This is a genomic window from Allorhizobium sp. nf9_anc (genome assembly GCF_056323085.1).
In genome coordinates, this window is sequence record NZ_CM150481.1 from 2,602,741 (window position 1) to 2,618,910 (window position 16,170).

Here is a 16,170-nt window from a genome sequence, read left to right on the forward strand (position 1 = left end):
ACTGCTTGGCGTACAAGACCAACCCAACGAGAAACCCAAACAGAGCTAAGAGCACGGTTTATTCCTTACACGTTTGCGATTCCAAGCACATCGGTGGCGTAGATGATACACGCCGCTGCTCTTCTTGAAAGCCATTGCCCGGTTTGCGATCGCCGTCAGCTTCGTTCGGCTTGGGCCGTGCTGACAATAGAATCCCCGCAATGCGCCGAACTCGGGCAGAGGCACCGGATGCTCAGATGTCCGCTCTCGCTCTCCGTGAGCCCCACATCGGGCGGTCCCCCTCACGGCCCCACGGCAGCCCATTGAGTACGACAGGGAAGACGCCGTCGCGTTCAACGCGGAGAACCGCAGCTTGCCAAGCGCCGTCACGGGGATGCGGAGCAATCAGGCCCCTTGCAAGGAGCCGCTATCCCATCGGGGTATCAGATTTTGGTGCGCGGCCTGACCGAATGTTAAGCTCACTCGCCTCACTATGCTGGCAGCTATGGGCCCATCAAAGGGTCCGAAACCGGTGCTTGAGGGGTTTGGAGTGCGTTACAGAGAGGCAGACGATGTGTTCACGACGCTGGTGTCGGAGCTGCACTCGACGCTGACCCCGACGACGATCATGGGGATCACCATTCTTGCCGTCGGGCTGTTCGCCTATGAAAGCCTGGGCAGCACGCCGATCCTGGTTGCGACGATCGGCGGAGCCATTGCATCGCTTGGCAAGATCGCCGTTTCCCTCGCCCACAGACGCGCTGAGACCACGAAGCGCTCAACGGTTGCGGATGCCGCCCGCTGGGAGAAGGTGCAGGGCTTTTTCATCTTCCTGATTGCGGCCTGTGTGGGGACGATCGCCACGATCGCCTTCTCATACAGGGACCTGTCGGTCCACATCCTCGCCGCATCACTGACCTTTGGATACTGCGCCGGGGTGACCGTCAGGATATCGGTCCGGCCGTTTATCGCCGCGACGACCATCCTGATTGCAGCCCTGCCGACGACAGTCTCGGTCATGCTCTATGGCGATACGGTCCACTGGATCCTGGCGGCGATGTCTGCGATCTTCCTGTTCGCTGCGCTGCAGAGCGTGCTGCATGTCTATCGCACGACCACGCGGGAGATCCGCCTGCGTCTGGAGATGGAGCATCAGGCACGCCACGATGCGCTAACAGGGCTTTACAACCGGACAGCGCTGCGCGAGGCCTATTCCAGCCTTGGCCGGGCGGACGATGCCCTCACCTGCGTGCATTGCTTTGATCTTGATGGGTTCAAGGAGATCAATGATCGCTTTGGTCACGCGGTCGGAGATGCGCTGCTGGCGGGGATCGCCGAGCGGCTGCGAGAGAGCCTGGAGCCGCCTGCAATCGCGGTTCGGATCGGTGGCGACGAGTTCGTCATTCTCCAGCCTGATGTTCGCGATCCCGCCAAGGCCGAGATACTGGCACGGCGGATCCTCTCTGTGCTCGCCCTGCCCTATCCTCTTGTGGCTGAGGAGATCACCATCGGCATCAGCCTCGGCTATACGATGGCCCTATCCGGCTCTGCGGAGCTGGAGCAGATGATGGCATTGGCGGACAAGGCCTCCTACCGCGCGAAGCGAAATGGCGGCGGCATCGACCGCGAACTGCCACCCACCCTGGACCTGGGCAAGTTTTCCCTGGTCGCGTGAGATAGCGGAGGCCTGCCCAGCGAGAGGCTTTTCGAGCTAAGCTCCGATAAAGCCGAGATTCTCGAGGGAGGAAACAATGCGCCGCGATATGATTCTGGTCGATCCACTGCCGAGGACGCTTGATCTGATCATGGAGCCGTCCGTCAGGGCACGGCTGGAGGCACTCGGCGAGGTGATCGTATCGGAAGACCGAGCGATGCCCGCCGAAGACGTCGAGCGGTATCTTCCCAACACCGTGCTGATCTTCGGCCAGACCGACATGCCGAGAGAGCGGCTGGACCGGGCACCGCGGCTGAAGGCGATCATCAATGTCGAGTCGAATTTCCTGCCGAACATCGATTATCAGGCCTGCGTCGAGCGCGGGATCTGGGTGATCACGCCGGCCTCCGCCTTTGCCTCGCCGGTGGCGGAGGCAGCGCTTGCCATGGCGCTCGATCTTGCCCGGGGGATCACTGCGGCGGATCGCGACTTCCGTCAGGGTATCGAGCGCTATGGGCTGGAGGGCAATGCCAAGACCTTCCGCTTTGCCGGCGCCTCGGTCGGGATCATCGGCTTCGGTGATCTCGGCCATGCGTTTCGCGACCTCATTCGCCCGTTCAAGAACAGGGTCCGCGTCTTCGATCCCTGGCTTCCAAGTGAGATCATCAAAGGCCAGGATTGCGAACCGTCGACGCTCGACGAGGTGCTCGGCGAAAGCCAGGTGGTCTTCGTCTTTGCAAGCGTCACCAGCGAGAACGAGGGCTTCATCGGCAAACGCGAGTTCGCGATGATGAGGCCTGGGGCAGCGTTCCTGCTGATGAGCCGCGCCGCCGTCGTCGACTTCCCGGCGATGATCGAGGCTGCCCAATCCGGCCATATCCAAGTGGCGACGGATGTGTTTCCGGAGGAACCAGTCGCCGCCGACGATCCCGTGCGCCAAGCGCCTGGCATTCTGCTCTCCGCCCACAGGACCGGCGGCACGCGGGACGCCTTCTATGCGCTCGGCTCCATGGCCGTTGCCGATGCCGAACTGATCATGAAGGGCCTACCGCCCCGCCTCTGCCGCCGCGCCGACCCGGGGACGGCCAGCAAGTTGAGGTCGAAGCCGGTCAGCGTGTCGTGAAGGCTGGGCGGGGTCGTTTGGAATCCTAGGCGGGCTGCTTTTCTTCGAGGTAGCCCCCTCACCCCAGCTTCAGCACGATCTTGCCGATATGTGTGGAGCTTTCCATCAGCCGGTGCGCCTCAACGACCTGATCAAACGGCAGCACGGTGTGGATGACCGGGGCCAGTTCGCCGCGCTCCAGGCGGGGCCAGACTTCTGTCATCAGGTCGTCGCGGATGGCGCGCTTCTCTTCGGCGGTGCGCGGGCGCATGGTGGAGCCTGTCACGGTGAGGCGCTTGACCATGATCGGGGCGAGGTTGGCCTTTTCCACCATGGATCCGCCGAGGAAGGCGATGATCGAGAGACAGCCGTCCTTTGCGAGGACCTGCAGGTTGCGGTCGAAATAGGCAGCCCCGATCATGTCGAGAACGACATCGACGCCCTTGCCTTGTGTCTCTTCCTTGACGATCTCGACGAAGTCTTCGAGCTTGTAGTTGATGGCCCTTGCTGCGCCTAAATCCATGCAGGCGGCGCATTTTTCGGCTGAGCCGGCGGTCGTGTAGACGGTGGCGCCGAAGGCCTTTGCGAGCTGGATGGCGGTGGTGCCGATGCCCGAGGAGCCGCCATGGATGAGCACGGTCTCGCCTTCGGTGAGGCCCGCCATCTGGAAGAGATTGGCCCAGACGGTGAAGAAGGTTTCCGGAAGTGCGGCCGCCTTCACGGCGTCATAGCCCTTGGGGAATGGCAGGGCCTGGGTGGCGGGCACCGTGCAGTATTCGGCATAACCGCCGCCGTTTGCGAGCGCACAGATGTGGTCGCCGATCTGAAAGTCGGTGACGCCTTCCCCGAGTGCGACGATCTCGCCTGCGATCTCCAGGCCGAGGATCGGGCTTGCATCCTTCGGCGGCGGATAGGCGCCCTGGCGCTGGGCGACATCCGGCCGGTTGACGCCTGATGCCTCCACCTTCACCAGCACTTCGCCCCTGCGCGGAACCGGCAGCGGTCCCTCGACGAGGCGCATGACCTCCGGGCCGCCATGGGTGGGCAGGTCGACATGGCGCATGGTGGCGGGCAGTGACATGGGGGGGGGGGGAACTCCAATTGACTGGGATGATAGCTAACGCACGATACCGTCAGCAGAAATGTGGTGAATTGCCTCGGCTGGCAAGGTGATCATTTTTGGTTGCAAAGCCCAAAGCATGAAACCTCGCATAGACCGCGTTACGTTTCGTTAACCATGCGCGCACTTAAACAGATGTCACTTATCGACGCATGATGCGTCCCCTTCTTCTCCTTCCGAGAGTCTTTTTCATGACCAGTATTCTTACGAATCTGGGCGCGATTGCCGCGCTCCAGACACTGCGGAGCGTTGCCGCAGACCTGACGGTCTCCCAGCAGCAGGCAGCCTCCGGACTACGGGTCTCAGTCGCGGCAGACAATGCAGCCTATTGGTCGATTTCGACCACGATGCGCTCTGACAACATGGCGATTTCCGCGGTCTCCGATGCGCTTGGCCTCGGCGCCGCCAAGCTCGATACGGCCTATGCCGGCACCTCCGCGATCGTCGACGTGCTCGGGGAATTCAAGGCGAAACTGGTCGCCGCCAAGGAGCAGGGCGTCGACCGGGCGAAGGTCCAGGAAGAGCTTTCGCAGCTGAACGCACAAGCCGAATCCATCGTGGAATCGGCGAGTTTCAGCGGAGAAAACCTGCTGAAGACGAAATCCACTCTGCCCCTTCTCGAAGAGGGGCCGATGACGACGAGCGTGGTGTCTTCCTTCGTCCGCGACGCCAACAGCAATGTACAGGTCAAGACCATGGATATCGACTTGAAACATTCCAGCATGCTGAACGAAGGCGGTGGTGGCGGCATCCTGCAGAAACAGATCCACAGCGTCGGCGATATCGGCGGCTTCCGCGGCACCGGCGTCAATTCCGTTGCGCATCAAGGGCATGAGCGTCACAAGTTCACCGGTGGCGTGACCTTTGGCGCTAGCGATACCATTACCTTCGACATCAATGTCGATTCCGGAACCCATACGACGGGCACTGATTACACGCTGACGATCGACAAGGCTCTTGTGGACGCAGCCCTCGGGACCACGGACGGAAACGTGACCAATACCGCGCAGTTGCGTACCGTTCTGCAACGGGCATTCACCGACAACGGCGTTCCGGCGACGGCTTACGAAAGCCTGTTTTCCGGCACTGGTTCCACGACGCATTTCGAGATCGGATCGCTGGAAACCTCCGGTCATCCGGGATCCAGCATCACCATCTCGAACGTTGGCTCCAGTTTCGCCGGAGGCTTCGCGATGGGTCTGGAGGACGCCCCGGATCAGAACCACGACAACATGTATCCCGAGGCGTCGATCTCGTTCACCACGGGGTTTACCGTGTCTCCCCTGGCGGAGGTCTATTTCGATGTGCAGGTCGGCCCTGGGGCCGTGACGACCTATACGATCAACCGAGGGGTCGTCGATGCGGCACTCGGCACGGTCGACGGCTATATCGGCAGCGCGGCAGATCTCGCCACCGTCATCAGCCAGGCCTCCACCGGCAGCAATCTGATGGCGGTTGCGAGCGGCGATACGATCACCTTCTCCGCCGACCAGACCGTCTATCCGGAAGCCGGCAATCGCGCTGCACGCGTCTATGTCGGCAATGTTCAGTCTAACCCGCCCTATGCGCCTGATTTCGATCTGGCAGAGGTCGACATCACCCAGAACGTCCGGACCATCGACCAGTATCTGAGGGGAGTCGACCACATGGAGAAGCTGGCGATCAGCAGCGCCAGCCGGCTGGGCGCACTGCAGACGCGGATCGAGATGCAGGCGGAGTTTGCAGAGCGGCTCTCCGACAGCATCGACAGCGGCGTCGGCCGCCTTGTCGATGCAGACATGAACGAGGTTTCGACCAGGCTAAAAGCCCTGCAGACCCAGCAGCAGATCGCTACGCAGTCCCTGTCGATCGCCAACAACAACAGCGAGACATTGATGCAGCTGTTTCGCTAGCCGAGGGTGAGATGTTTCGAGCTCAGGCGCCGATCAATCCGAAGGAGAGGCCGCCTTCGTTCTCCTTCGCCTGCTTCTTCAATTCGGCGATCTCGCCGCTGATGCGGTTGACGTCGTCGATCACGAGACCGGCGGGGAGTTCAAGCACGCCGATCGAGCAGCGCATCAGGGGGAAATCGCGTTCCAGGCCCTGACGGTCGAGGCCCTTGATCTGGCCCGCCTGACGGTCGTCCTCGGAATAAAGGTCGATGACGTCGTCGTGGAAATCCGAGAGGAGACGGTCGAGGATTTCGGTCAGTTCCTCGCGGGTCCAGTCGCTGACGCCGATGAAGAAATCATCGCCACCGACATGGCCAAGGAAATCGCCTTCGGAGAAGAAATAGCGGCGGAGAAGAGCGGCAAAGAGCGAGATGGCGTGGTCGCCCTGGTGGAAGCCGTAATGGTCGTTGAACGGCTTGAAGTGGTCGAAATCGCAGTAGCAGAAGAAGCGGGAGCCATCGCCATCGAGCGCTGCAGAGCGCATGAAATCGCGGATGGCGCGGTTGCCGGGCAGGCCCGTCAGCGGGTTCTGATCCTGCGCGGTCTTCAGCTGCTTCTCACTCATGATACGGATCAGCGAAGCGGCGGAAACGACGCCGGCATAGCGCATGTTTTCCGTCAGGATGACGCAGTCCGAGCCCTCCATATTGGCAAACATCGTCATCAGCCGCTCGGCATCGGCGTCGAGGCCGACGATCGGGGCACGGTCGACAAAATGCGAGATGGAGCGCTCGTAGAGCTTGTTCTTCAACAGGTCGCGGCCGAAGGGCTGGTAGATGTATTCCTTGAGATGCCGCTCGTTGATGATGCCGCGCGGTTCGCCGTTGGCGTTCAGCACCGGGAAGAAGGACTGGCCGGGATTGCGGCGGAAGAGATCGAAGACGTGGTCGATGTTTTCGTGTTCGAAGACGGTCGGCAGCGTCTCGATCTGCTTGCGGATCAGGATCTCGTCGAGCGACTGGGTGGCGCGGCGGGCCTTGCCGACATCCTGGAGATGGGGAAAGGCGCTCTTCAGTTCGGACACGATGGTGCTGGGGCGGGCGATATACCAGCCCTGGACGAGATCGACGCCGAATTCGCGGCAAGCGAGGAACTCGCCCTCCGTCTCGATGCCTTCGGCGATGACACGCACACCCAGCACATGGCAGAAGTTGACGATGTTCTTGACGAGGTGGCGCTTGCGCGGATTGCTGTCGAGGCCGGCGATGAAATGGCGGTCGATCTTCACATAGTCGACAGGATAGTCGCAGAGAAGTTTCATCTCGCCATGGCCGACGCCGAAATCATCGATCGCGAGCTTGAAGCCGGATCGGCGCAGGCGCTCGACCAGGGCTGCGAATTCCGGAACGCGGGTATTGTCGAAGCGCTCTGACAGTTCAAAGCAGACGGAGGACGGCGGCACATGGGCCTTGCGCAGCTGGTCGAGCAGCGTATCGACGAGCGCATTGCCTTCAGGGATCAGGCGGACGTCGAGATTGAGAAAGAGAGTGGCGCCGGCGCAATCGGGAAGCGTCGCAAATTTGGCGAGCGCCCGGGTGGCGACCATCTGCTCGAGCGGCAGAAGCTGGCCGGTGGCGGCGGCCTGATCGAGCAGATCGAGCGGGCTTTCGAAGCCGATGCGGTCCTGGCCGCGCATCAGGCTTTCATGGCCGAAAACGGCGCCGGTGCCGACCTCGACGATCGGCTGGAAGGCGTTTTCGACGACGAGTTTGGCCAGCGTGACGAGCTGGTCACTGGCAAAACGCCGCAGCGCGCCCAAATCTTCCGCGACCCCCGCACCCATACGCACTACTCCAGTATGCATTTGTTTTTATGGGCGGAAATGTGGCGGACCAATCGTCAACAAAGGCTTTCCCTTGTGTGACAGCGGGATGAAAGTTTCATGGCACAACGGATGCAGAATTGGCGGCGGATCGCAGCAGTATTTGCCTGGAAAGCCCTGCGTGTCATGCTTTGTGGACGGTTTTTCGGGACACTGCGCGCCATACTTCAGCAGATCCGAATAGGCTTCACTGCACACGGTTTACGGTTAAACGGCTGGCGCTCTCGCTACGGTGCATGTCGCAGATTTTTTATTGATTGATCAGTCAATCAAAATTATCATGGGTCAAGATAGGGGATATCAGATGCCGAAGGTCGGAATGGAGCCGGTGCGCCGCAAGGCGCTTGTTGATGCCGCGTTGAAGACGATCGGTCATCACGGCTCGCTGACCGTGACCATGTCGGAGATCGCCCGCGAGGCGGGTGTGTCGGCGGCGCTTGCGCATCACTATTTCGGCTCCAAGGACCAGTTGCTGATCGAGACCATCCGTTCGCTGCTGCGCCAATTGCGCACCGATGCGGGGGCGGCACTGAGCGAGGCGGAAACACCGCGCGAGCGGATCTCGGCGGTCATCCGGATCTCCTTCCAGGCCGACCAGTTCGCGCCAGAAGTCGTCGCCGCCTGGCTCGCCTTCTATTCGGAAGCGCAGCGTTCGGAAGAGGTGCGCCGGCTGCTCGCGCTCTATGCCCGGCGGCTGCAATCGAACCTGATCTCGGGCCTGAAGCCGCTCTGTGGCCCCGCCGACGCGAGCCGCATTGCCGATGGCGCAGCCGCGATGATCGACGGGCTCTATATCCGGCAATCTCTGAAAGCTGCCCCGCTTTCCTTTGATGCGTCTGTCGCATTGGTCGAGGACTATGTGACGGGGCAGCTGCAAGCCGTGACCGCCGAAACAATTGCCCCTCACCCTACCCTCTCCCCGCAAGCGGGGAGAGGGAGAGGCGACCGCTAGCGCCGGAGAATCCTTCTCCCCGCCTGCGGGGAGAAGGTGCCCGAAGGGCGGATGAGGGGCCCTTAATAGCAAGATGCACATTCGAACACCCGTCTGGAGACAGGACATGAAAGCCCAACCGCAAGCCTCCCATTTCATCGACGGGGAGTATGTCGAGGATACCGAAGGCACCGTTATCGAGAGCATTTATCCCGCCACCGGCGAGGTGATCGCAAGGCTGCATGCCGCGACCCCTGCGATCATCGAAAAGGCGATTGCGTCCGCCAAGCGGGCGCAGAAGGAATGGGCGTCGTGGAGCCCTTCGGCACGCGGGCGCGTATTGAAGAAGGCCGCCGAAATCATGCGCGAGCGCAATCGCGAGCTTTCCGAGCTTGAGACGCTCGATACCGGCAAGCCGATCCAGGAAACGATTGTCGCTGACCCGACCTCGGGGGCTGACAGTTTCGAATTCTTCGGCGGCATCATCGCGACCGCGATGAACGGCAGCCAGATCCCGCTCGGCGGTGACTGGGCCTATACCAAGCGTGTGCCGCTCGGCGTCGTCGTCGGCATCGGCGCCTGGAACTATCCGCAGCAGATCGCCTGCTGGAAGGGCGCACCCGCTCTTGCCGCCGGCAATGCGATCGTGTTCAAGCCGTCGGAAGTGACGCCGCTCGGTGCCTTGAAGATCGCCGAGATCCTGATCGAGGCGGGCGCGCCGAAGGGCGTCTACAATGTCATTCAGGGGGACCGCGAGACCGGGCCGCTGCTCGTGTCGCATCCCGATGTCGCCAAGGTGTCGCTGACCGGCTCCGTGCCGACCGGCCGCAAGGTGGCGGGGGCGGCTGCCAGCCAGCTCAAGCATGTCACCATGGAGCTCGGCGGCAAGTCACCGATCGTCGTCTTCGACGATGCCGATATCGACAGCGCGATTTCGGGCGCGATGCTGGGCAATTTCTATTCGACCGGCCAGGTCTGCTCGAACGGCACGCGCGTCTTCGTGCACAAGGCAATCAAGGAGACGTTCCTGTCACGCCTCAAGGCCCGCACCGAGGCGATCTTGATCGGCGACCCGCAGGACGAGGCAACGCAGATGGGGCCGATGGTATCGCTTGCCCAGCGCGAGAAGGTCTTGTCCTATATCGACAAGGGCAAGGCGGAGGGTGCGACGCTCATCACCGGTGGCGGCATTCCGAACAGCGTGACCGGTGAGGGCTTCTACATCCAGCCAACGGTGTTTGCCGATGTCACCGACGACATGACCATCGCCCGCGAAGAGATCTTCGGGCCCGTCATGTGCGTACTCGATTTCGAGGATGAGGCAGAGGTGATCGCGCGGGCCAACGCCACGGAATTCGGTCTTTCTGCCGGCGTGTTCACGGCCGACTTCTCGCGCGCGCATCGCGTGGTCGATCATCTGGAGGCGGGCACTCTGTGGATCAACACCTACAATCTCTGCCCGGTCGAGATTCCCTTCGGCGGATCCAAGCAGTCCGGCTTTGGCCGCGAGAATTCGGCAGCAGCGTTGGAGCATTATTCCGAACTGAAGACGGTTTATGTCGGCATGGGCAAATGCGAGGCGCCGTATTGAGATGAGCGGGGCCGTCGCGCAAACTCACCCCCTCATACGCCCTTGGGGCACCTTCTCCCCGCTAGGGGGAAAAGAAAGCGCGCGGCGACTACGTCAGCTCCTCTCCCCTCGGGGAGAGGATGGCCAAGCGAAGCGGAGGCCAGGCGCAACGAGTTGCGCCGCGGGTGAGGGAGCCGGGCGGTTCAGGCTTCAGACATTCGGTCGTGACAAACGTTCACACCACGATATCGTCGAGATCGACCTTCAGCGCGGCTGCAATGCGCTTCAGCACATCGACGGAGCCGGTTTTCTTGCCGCTCTCGATCTCGGAGAGGTAGGGCTGGGAAATACCGGCAGCGGTCGCGAGGTCGGAGACGGACAGCTTTCGGTAATTGCGGTAGGTGCGGATACGGCTGTCGGTTTCCCAGAGCTCGTAAACGAGCTCGGCCGGCCAAGTCTCCTCGCCGGCCCTGACGCGCGCCAGGATCTTCTCGGCCTCAATGCCATCGATCAGGTCTTCGTAGTCGTCCTCGGGAACGAGAACGTAGGTCTCGCCGTCGATGACGGTCTTTCGCAGCTCGCCCATGGTTCACTCCTTGTAGATGCCGCCGCGCGGCCCGACCTCGACAACGATAACCAGCATCGTCTGCTCATCGATGATGACCCTGTCATCACCGACACGAATTCTGAGAAGTGCGCTGCCCGTCAACTTCTTCACGTCAACACGCTCGCCGCGCGCGAAGGCATCGACCTTCGACCGGATTGCATCCCGTCGCTTGGGCTGCATACGGTCCAAAACTTTGCTGGCCGCCTTGGTGTACTCCACCCTCTTCATCTTGCGATTATAGCAAATAGCTATAACTCTTCAACCACTCGGATCTGAGACCATGCACAGCGCAGATTTCGTCATCATCGGTTCCGGCTCCGCTGGGGCAGCCATGGCCTACCGTCTTTCAGAAGACGGCAAGAATACGGTCATCGTGCTGGAATTCGGCGGCTCCGATATCGGGCCCTTCGTGCAAATGCCGTCCGCCCTCGCCTATCCGATGAACATGGAGCGCTACAACTGGGGCTACATGACCGAGCCCGAGCCGCACCTCAACAATCGCCGGATGATTGCGCCGCGGGGCAAGGTGATCGGCGGGTCGTCGTCGATCAACGGCATGGTTTATGTGCGCGGGCACGCCGAGGATTTCAATCGCTGGGAAGAACTGGGCGCGACCGGTTGGGGTTATGCGGACGTGCTGCCCTATTTCAAGCGGCAGGAAACATCGCATGGCGGCGAAGAAGGCTGGCGCGGGACCGACGGGCCGCTGCATGTGCGGCGCGGCGAGGTGAAAAACCCTCTGTATCGTGCCTTCATCGAAGCCGGGCAGCAGGCCGGTTTTCCGGTCACCGAAGACTATAACGGCCGGCAACAGGAAGGCTTCGGCCTGATGGAGCAGACGAGCTGGCAGGGGCGGCGCTGGTCGACGGCGAATGCCTATCTCAAGCCGGCGCTGAAGCGGCCGAATGTCTCGCTGATCCGCTGTTATGCCCGCAAGGTCGTGATGGAGGGCACCCGTGCTGTCGGCGTCGAGGTCGAGATCGGTGGCAGAATAGAGATCGTCAGGGCGAACCGCGAGGTGATCGTTGCGGCATCGGCCTTCAACTCACCCAAAATCCTGATGCTTTCGGGCATTGGGCCGGCGGCACATCTCAAGGAGATGGGCATTCCTGTTGTCGCCGATCGCCCGGGTGTAGGCCAGAACCTGCAGGATCACCTGGAATATTACCACCAGTTCAAGTCGAAGCTACCGATCACGCTGCACTCGAAGAACAACTGGTTCTGGATGGGAATTGTCGGGGCGCAGTGGCTGTTCTTCAAGAAGGGTCTGGGCACCTCCAACCAGTTCGAGGCGGCGGCTTTCATCCGGTCGGCGGCCGGCGTCAAATGGCCCGACATCCAGTATCACTTCCTGCCGATCGCGATCTCCTATGACGGCAAGTCGGCGGTGGGTGGCCACGGTTTCCAGGCGCATGTCGGCTACAACATGTCGAAGTCGCGCGGCTCGGTAACGCTGCGTTCGCCTGACGTGAAGGACACGCCGGTCTTGCGTTTCAACTATATGAGCGACCCGGAGGACTGGGTAAAATTCCGCCATGCGGTGCGCGTCACCCGTGAGATCTTCAACCAGAAGGCCTTCGATCCCTATCGCGAGATCGAGGTGGCGCCGGGGCCGAATGTGCAGTCGGACGAAGAGATCGACGCCTATCTGCGCGAACATCTGGAAGGCGCCTATCATCCCTGCGGGACCTGCAAGATGGGCCGTGCGGACGACCCCATGGCGGTCGTCGATCCGACGACCAAGGTGATCGGCGTCGAGGGGTTGCGCGTGGCGGATAGTTCGATCTTCCCGCATGTCACGTACGGCAATCTCAACGGCCCCTCGATCATGACGGGGGAGAAGGCAGCGGATCATATCCTCGGCAAGCAGCCCCTGCCCCGCAGCAATCAGGAACCGTGGATCACCCCGCGCTGGGAGGTCAGCGACCGGTAAGGATCAGCGATAGTCGTCTTCGCGCTGGTGGCGGATGGCGAGGATCGAGAGGGTCTCGACGTCGACGATTTCAAAAAGGATGATGTAGCCAGCCTGACCGAAAGGCACGAGAACTTCGCGTAGCATGATTGTCTCGTCGTCTGTTTCAACGCGTCGCCCGATCATCGGAAAGTCGGCCAGAAGATCCAGGTGACGGGCAACCGCGTCGTAAGCCTTGTCGGCGGCGCGGGGGTTGAGGCTCGCGAGATGACGGTAGTAACGCTGCATGTCACGAAAAAAGGCTTCGGAATAATGCAGCCGCCGGCTCATCGCGATTTCACGGCCTTTGCCTTCGCCTCATCGCGGATCTCGCGCATCATGCCAAGCACCTCGTCGGTCGTGTAAGAAATGCCGGTGCGGGCCATGTGTTCGCGCGCCGCCAAGCCTCGTGCAACAAAGTCCGCCTGTTCCCGCCGATACTCCACCTCCGCCCGTGCCGAGCGGTCGATCAGATCGGCCACGGTCTCGCCTTCGCGCAGCACGCTTTCGGCGGCGGCGTGGAAGTCCTCGTCGTCGAGGACTGATGGCTTGACGGTTTCGTTCATGGGCTGGCTCCCTGATCTCACGGGATCATACCGCGAAAACGGTGGGCTGATAAGGCGGTCGGGTTCAGCGGGACACAATCCGCGCCAGGATACGGTCTGCCACCAGTTCGTAATTATCATCGAAATGGTGGCCGCCGGGGCGGGCGATGAGTTCGAGGCCGTCCTTGACGCGGCCGGCGAGCGCCGGGCAGCCGCTGTCTTGCTCGTCCAGGCCGTAGACGCACTGGACGCTGGCTGCGTCGATGGTGGCGAGATGGTCGACGGGGTCGCCGTGCTTGGCCGTGCCTGCAACGCCCACCCAGCTTCCAAGCACGATCTCGAAATCGGCCTGGTGCGAGAGCGCCAGCAGCGAGAGGACCGTGGCGGCTTTGCGGTCTGGATCCGGCAGAAGGTTGTAGACCTTGGGCAGGAGGTTGGCGCCGAAGGAGTAGCCGATCAGCACGACTTTGGAGACACCGAGGCGCTTGCGATAGTGCCCGATGATGAGTGAGAGGTCGGCGGCCGTCGCTTCCGGGGTCTTTTCGCTCCAGAAATAGCGCAGTGCGTCGACGCCGATGACGGGCACGCCTTGTTCGTTGAGCCGGGCGGAAATGCGCTGGTCGATGTCGCGCCAACCGCCATCGCCGGAATAGAAGATCGCCACTGTATCATGTGCGGGCGTGACGATGTCCTCCACCAGCGGCAGATCGAGAGCCACATCGTCGGGCTTCAGGCGGGCGACAAGGCCCGTCGCTTCAGCCGAAAGGATGCGCGCCGGGCCGCCCTCGCCGTCGGCGATCACCACATCTGGATGGCTCGCCCGAAGCGATGCCGCATGCCGGACGGCCTCCGGGTTAACGGCGACGGAGAGGGTGATGCGGACAGGATTGGGCAGCTTCCCGGGGGAAAGGCCGTAGGCCGTGCCCTCTGCAGTCTCGCGGCGCGGGGCCGGCGTGCAGAGTGGCTTCGGCAGGGCGATGGCCTCTGTCGGGTCGACGGCAACCGTCTCGCCGATCGTCTCAGCAAAGCTTCCATTCGGGGTCTGGGCGGCGATGGCGAGCGCCAAGGCCCCGCCTTCGCCGAAGCCGAGAATGCGCGGCGGGCGATAGAACTCCGCCGTATGGCTGCGATGCAATTGCCGGGTCAGGCGTTCGATATCGGCGGGCAGGAAGAGGCAGTCGCGCTCGGTCTCGCGCGAGAGTGCGGCACGCCAGGTTCGCAGATCAACGCCCACGCCAACCGCGCCTGCGAGCACCACGCTCTCCAGGGCGGCCTGCTCGACCGCGTCCCAGCCATTGGCATCGGAGAGGATCAGCACCACGCCCGTCATGCTGCCGTCATCGGGGGCGGAGATGCGGTCCTGCGGCAGGCTGACAATGCCATCGGCTGCAGAAGAGACATCCGGCACGGCCGCGACTAGGGGCAAGACGAGGCCACAAGTGGCGAGCAATCTTGCCATCCGGGTCCGGATCGGGCCCTGCCCGCGCGGGCGGGTCATTTGCGCAAGAGGCTCTTCAGGCCGCCGCCGATCAGAAGCGTCACGTCGATCAATGACAGGATGGGCAGCCCCTGGCCGGCAACAGCGAGATAACGCGGCTGCCAGTCGGGATCGAATTTCTCCTTGAAGGCGCGCACGCCGCGGAAATTGTAGAAGCGTTCGCCGTGTTCGAAGACCTGGCGGGCAACGTGGTTCCAGGCCGGCGCGCGTCTATGGCTGGAGAGTCCGGCCAGCGGCGCCATGCCGAGATTGAGCGTGCGGAACCCCTGCCCCTTCAGCGCCTCCATGATCTTCACGAAGAGCAGGTCCATCATGCCGCGATGGATGCCTGGGACATGGCGCATCAGGTCGATGAAGGCATCGCCATCGGACGAGGCGGTCATCAGGCTGGCGAATGCAACGATCCGGCCTTCAAGGCGAATGACGGCAACCGGGCCTGCGGCAACATAGGCGCGATCGAAGGTGCCGAGCGAAAAGCCCTTTTCGCCGGCCTTGTGGGCAGAGAGCCAGGTGCCGGAGACGGTTTCAAGCTCGTCGAGGACGGATGGCACGGCTTCCTGAGCCAGGAGTTCGAAGGCAAGCCCGTCGCGCTCGGCGCGGTTGATCGAGCGGCGCAGCTTCAGCCAGTCGCCGCCAGCCAGGGTGAAGGTCGTGAGATCGACGACCGCCTGCTCACCAAGCTTCAGCGCCTGGAGGCGCATGTCGACGGCGACCGGCAGAAAGTCGGCTGAGACCTGGTAGAACACCGGCCGGCTGCGGGTGCGGCGGGCCTCGGCGATGAATTTTTCGACCAGCGACGCCCAGAGATGTTTGGGACCCACGGGATCGAAGAGCGCGACCAGCGAGCGACCCTGGCGGGCATACATGATGAAGCCCTGGCCGCAGTCGGAAAAGAGGATGCGCTTGTCGCCGAGGCGCACAAGGCCGGCGCTGGCGTTCTCCTGCTGCGGCAGAAGTGCTGTGGCGCGAGCGACATCGTCGGCGGCATCGTCTTCCTCTTCTCGCTTGCGGCGCGGGTTGCGCACCAGACCGCGCGAGGCGATGACACCGAGCACCATGGAAAGGCCGAGCGTGCCCTCGGTCGCATCGATGCCATGGCGGGCGAGCACCAGACCCCAGCCGAATTTCAACAGGTTCTCTTCAACAAGAACCGGACCAAGCAGTGCCAGCATGGCAAGCGCGCCAAGCACCATGCCGGTGCGCGGCGCCCGCAGGACGAGCTTCGGAATCAGCGAGAGAGCGACGACAGACAGGGGCTTGGTGCGACCTGATGAAGGTGCAGGAGCCGCCGCCTCGGCATCGGACAGAGAAGAAGCCATGAACCGGACCACGAACAAAGGGAAACGGAACGCTTATTAGCGCCCATGCATGGACCGAAGCTTGTGACACCAACGGGTAAACGAGTCGGTAAGCCAACGCATAAATTGCGCAAGACACCGGATTTCTTCGTCGGTCAAGCT

At 62.2% G+C, this 16,170-nt stretch carries 14 protein-coding genes; 6 read left to right on the forward strand and 8 right to left on the reverse strand.

All coding sequences use genetic code 11. The features are described from left to right. Positions 1-529: 529 nt before the first annotated feature. Positions 530-1,654 (forward strand): diguanylate cyclase domain-containing protein, encoded by a 1,125-nt coding sequence (locus tag AC02Y0_RS12740; RefSeq protein WP_476379275.1) that lies wholly within the window; start codon positions 530-532, stop codon positions 1,652-1,654. Positions 1,655-1,730: 76 nt separating this feature from the next. Continuing rightward, positions 1,731-2,756 (forward strand): hydroxyacid dehydrogenase, encoded by a 1,026-nt coding sequence (locus tag AC02Y0_RS12745; RefSeq protein ID WP_476379276.1) that lies wholly within the window; start codon positions 1,731-1,733, stop codon positions 2,754-2,756. Positions 2,757-2,814: 58 nt separating this feature from the next. Here AC02Y0_RS12745 and AC02Y0_RS12750 read toward each other — a convergent pair whose 3' ends face one another. After that, the gene (locus AC02Y0_RS12750) at positions 2,815-3,816 is read right to left on the reverse strand and encodes an NAD(P)H-quinone oxidoreductase (protein ID WP_476379277.1); all 1,002 of its coding nucleotides are present in this window, start codon (positions 3,814-3,816) and stop codon (positions 2,815-2,817) included. Between the two features lie 230 nt (positions 3,817-4,046). Between AC02Y0_RS12750 and AC02Y0_RS12755 the strand changes: the two genes are divergently transcribed. Continuing rightward, positions 4,047-5,747, forward strand: coding sequence for a flagellin N-terminal helical domain-containing protein (locus AC02Y0_RS12755; protein ID WP_476379278.1), 1,701 nt, complete (start codon positions 4,047-4,049; stop codon positions 5,745-5,747). A gap of 22 nt (positions 5,748-5,769) precedes the next feature. On the opposite strand, the gene AC02Y0_RS12760 is transcribed toward AC02Y0_RS12755, so the two are convergent. Further along, positions 5,770-7,569: a bifunctional diguanylate cyclase/phosphodiesterase gene (locus tag AC02Y0_RS12760; protein WP_476379279.1), complete on the reverse strand. Its 1,800-nt coding sequence runs from the start codon at positions 7,567-7,569 to the stop codon at positions 5,770-5,772. Positions 7,570-7,912: 343 nt separating this feature from the next. Here AC02Y0_RS12760 and betI point away from each other — a divergent pair, with 343 nt between their 5' ends. Together betI and betB are read left to right on the forward strand one after the other, a co-directional pair. After that, positions 7,913-8,560 (forward strand): transcriptional regulator BetI, encoded by a 648-nt coding sequence (gene betI, locus AC02Y0_RS12765; RefSeq protein WP_476379280.1) that lies wholly within the window; start codon positions 7,913-7,915, stop codon positions 8,558-8,560. A 106-nt stretch (positions 8,561-8,666) separates the two neighbouring features. Continuing rightward, on the forward strand, positions 8,667-10,130 hold the full coding sequence (gene betB, locus AC02Y0_RS12770) for a betaine-aldehyde dehydrogenase (RefSeq protein WP_476379281.1): 1,464 nt from the start codon (positions 8,667-8,669) through the stop codon (positions 10,128-10,130). A 214-nt stretch (positions 10,131-10,344) separates the two neighbouring features. On the opposite strand, the gene AC02Y0_RS12775 is transcribed toward betB, so the two are convergent. Continuing rightward, complete coding sequence (locus tag AC02Y0_RS12775) at positions 10,345-10,695, reverse strand: helix-turn-helix domain-containing protein (RefSeq protein WP_476379282.1); 351 nt, start codon at positions 10,693-10,695, stop codon at positions 10,345-10,347. Positions 10,696-10,698: 3 nt separating this feature from the next. Continuing rightward, positions 10,699-10,896: a type II toxin-antitoxin system RelE family toxin gene (locus AC02Y0_RS12780; protein WP_476379283.1), complete on the reverse strand. Its 198-nt coding sequence runs from the start codon at positions 10,894-10,896 to the stop codon at positions 10,699-10,701. A 100-nt stretch (positions 10,897-10,996) separates the two neighbouring features. Here AC02Y0_RS12780 and betA point away from each other — a divergent pair, with 100 nt between their 5' ends. After that, a complete protein-coding gene (gene betA / locus AC02Y0_RS12785) occupies positions 10,997-12,649 on the forward strand; it encodes a choline dehydrogenase (RefSeq protein WP_476379284.1) in 1,653 nt (550 codons plus the stop codon). A gap of 3 nt (positions 12,650-12,652) precedes the next feature. On the opposite strand, the gene AC02Y0_RS12790 is transcribed toward betA, so the two are convergent. The 4 genes from AC02Y0_RS12790 to AC02Y0_RS12805 all read right to left on the reverse strand — a co-directional run bounded on the left by AC02Y0_RS12790 (position 12,653) and on the right by AC02Y0_RS12805 (position 16,029). Further along, positions 12,653-12,958 carry a type II toxin-antitoxin system RelE/ParE family toxin gene (locus AC02Y0_RS12790; RefSeq protein WP_476379285.1) on the reverse strand — a complete coding sequence of 102 codons (306 nt, stop codon included), beginning with the start codon at positions 12,956-12,958 and terminating at the stop codon, positions 12,653-12,655. Further along, complete coding sequence (locus AC02Y0_RS12795; protein WP_476379286.1) at positions 12,955-13,233, reverse strand: prevent-host-death protein; 279 nt, start codon at positions 13,231-13,233, stop codon at positions 12,955-12,957. Before AC02Y0_RS12795 ends, AC02Y0_RS12790 begins: the two co-directional genes overlap by 4 nt. A gap of 64 nt (positions 13,234-13,297) precedes the next feature. Next, the gene (locus AC02Y0_RS12800) at positions 13,298-14,710 is read right to left on the reverse strand and encodes a virulence factor family protein (protein ID WP_476379287.1); all 1,413 of its coding nucleotides are present in this window, start codon (positions 14,708-14,710) and stop codon (positions 13,298-13,300) included. Next, a complete protein-coding gene (locus AC02Y0_RS12805) occupies positions 14,707-16,029 on the reverse strand; it encodes a phosphatidylglycerol lysyltransferase domain-containing protein (protein ID WP_476379288.1) in 1,323 nt (440 codons plus the stop codon). Before AC02Y0_RS12805 ends, AC02Y0_RS12800 begins: the two co-directional genes overlap by 4 nt. Positions 16,030-16,170: the final 141 nt, after the last annotated feature.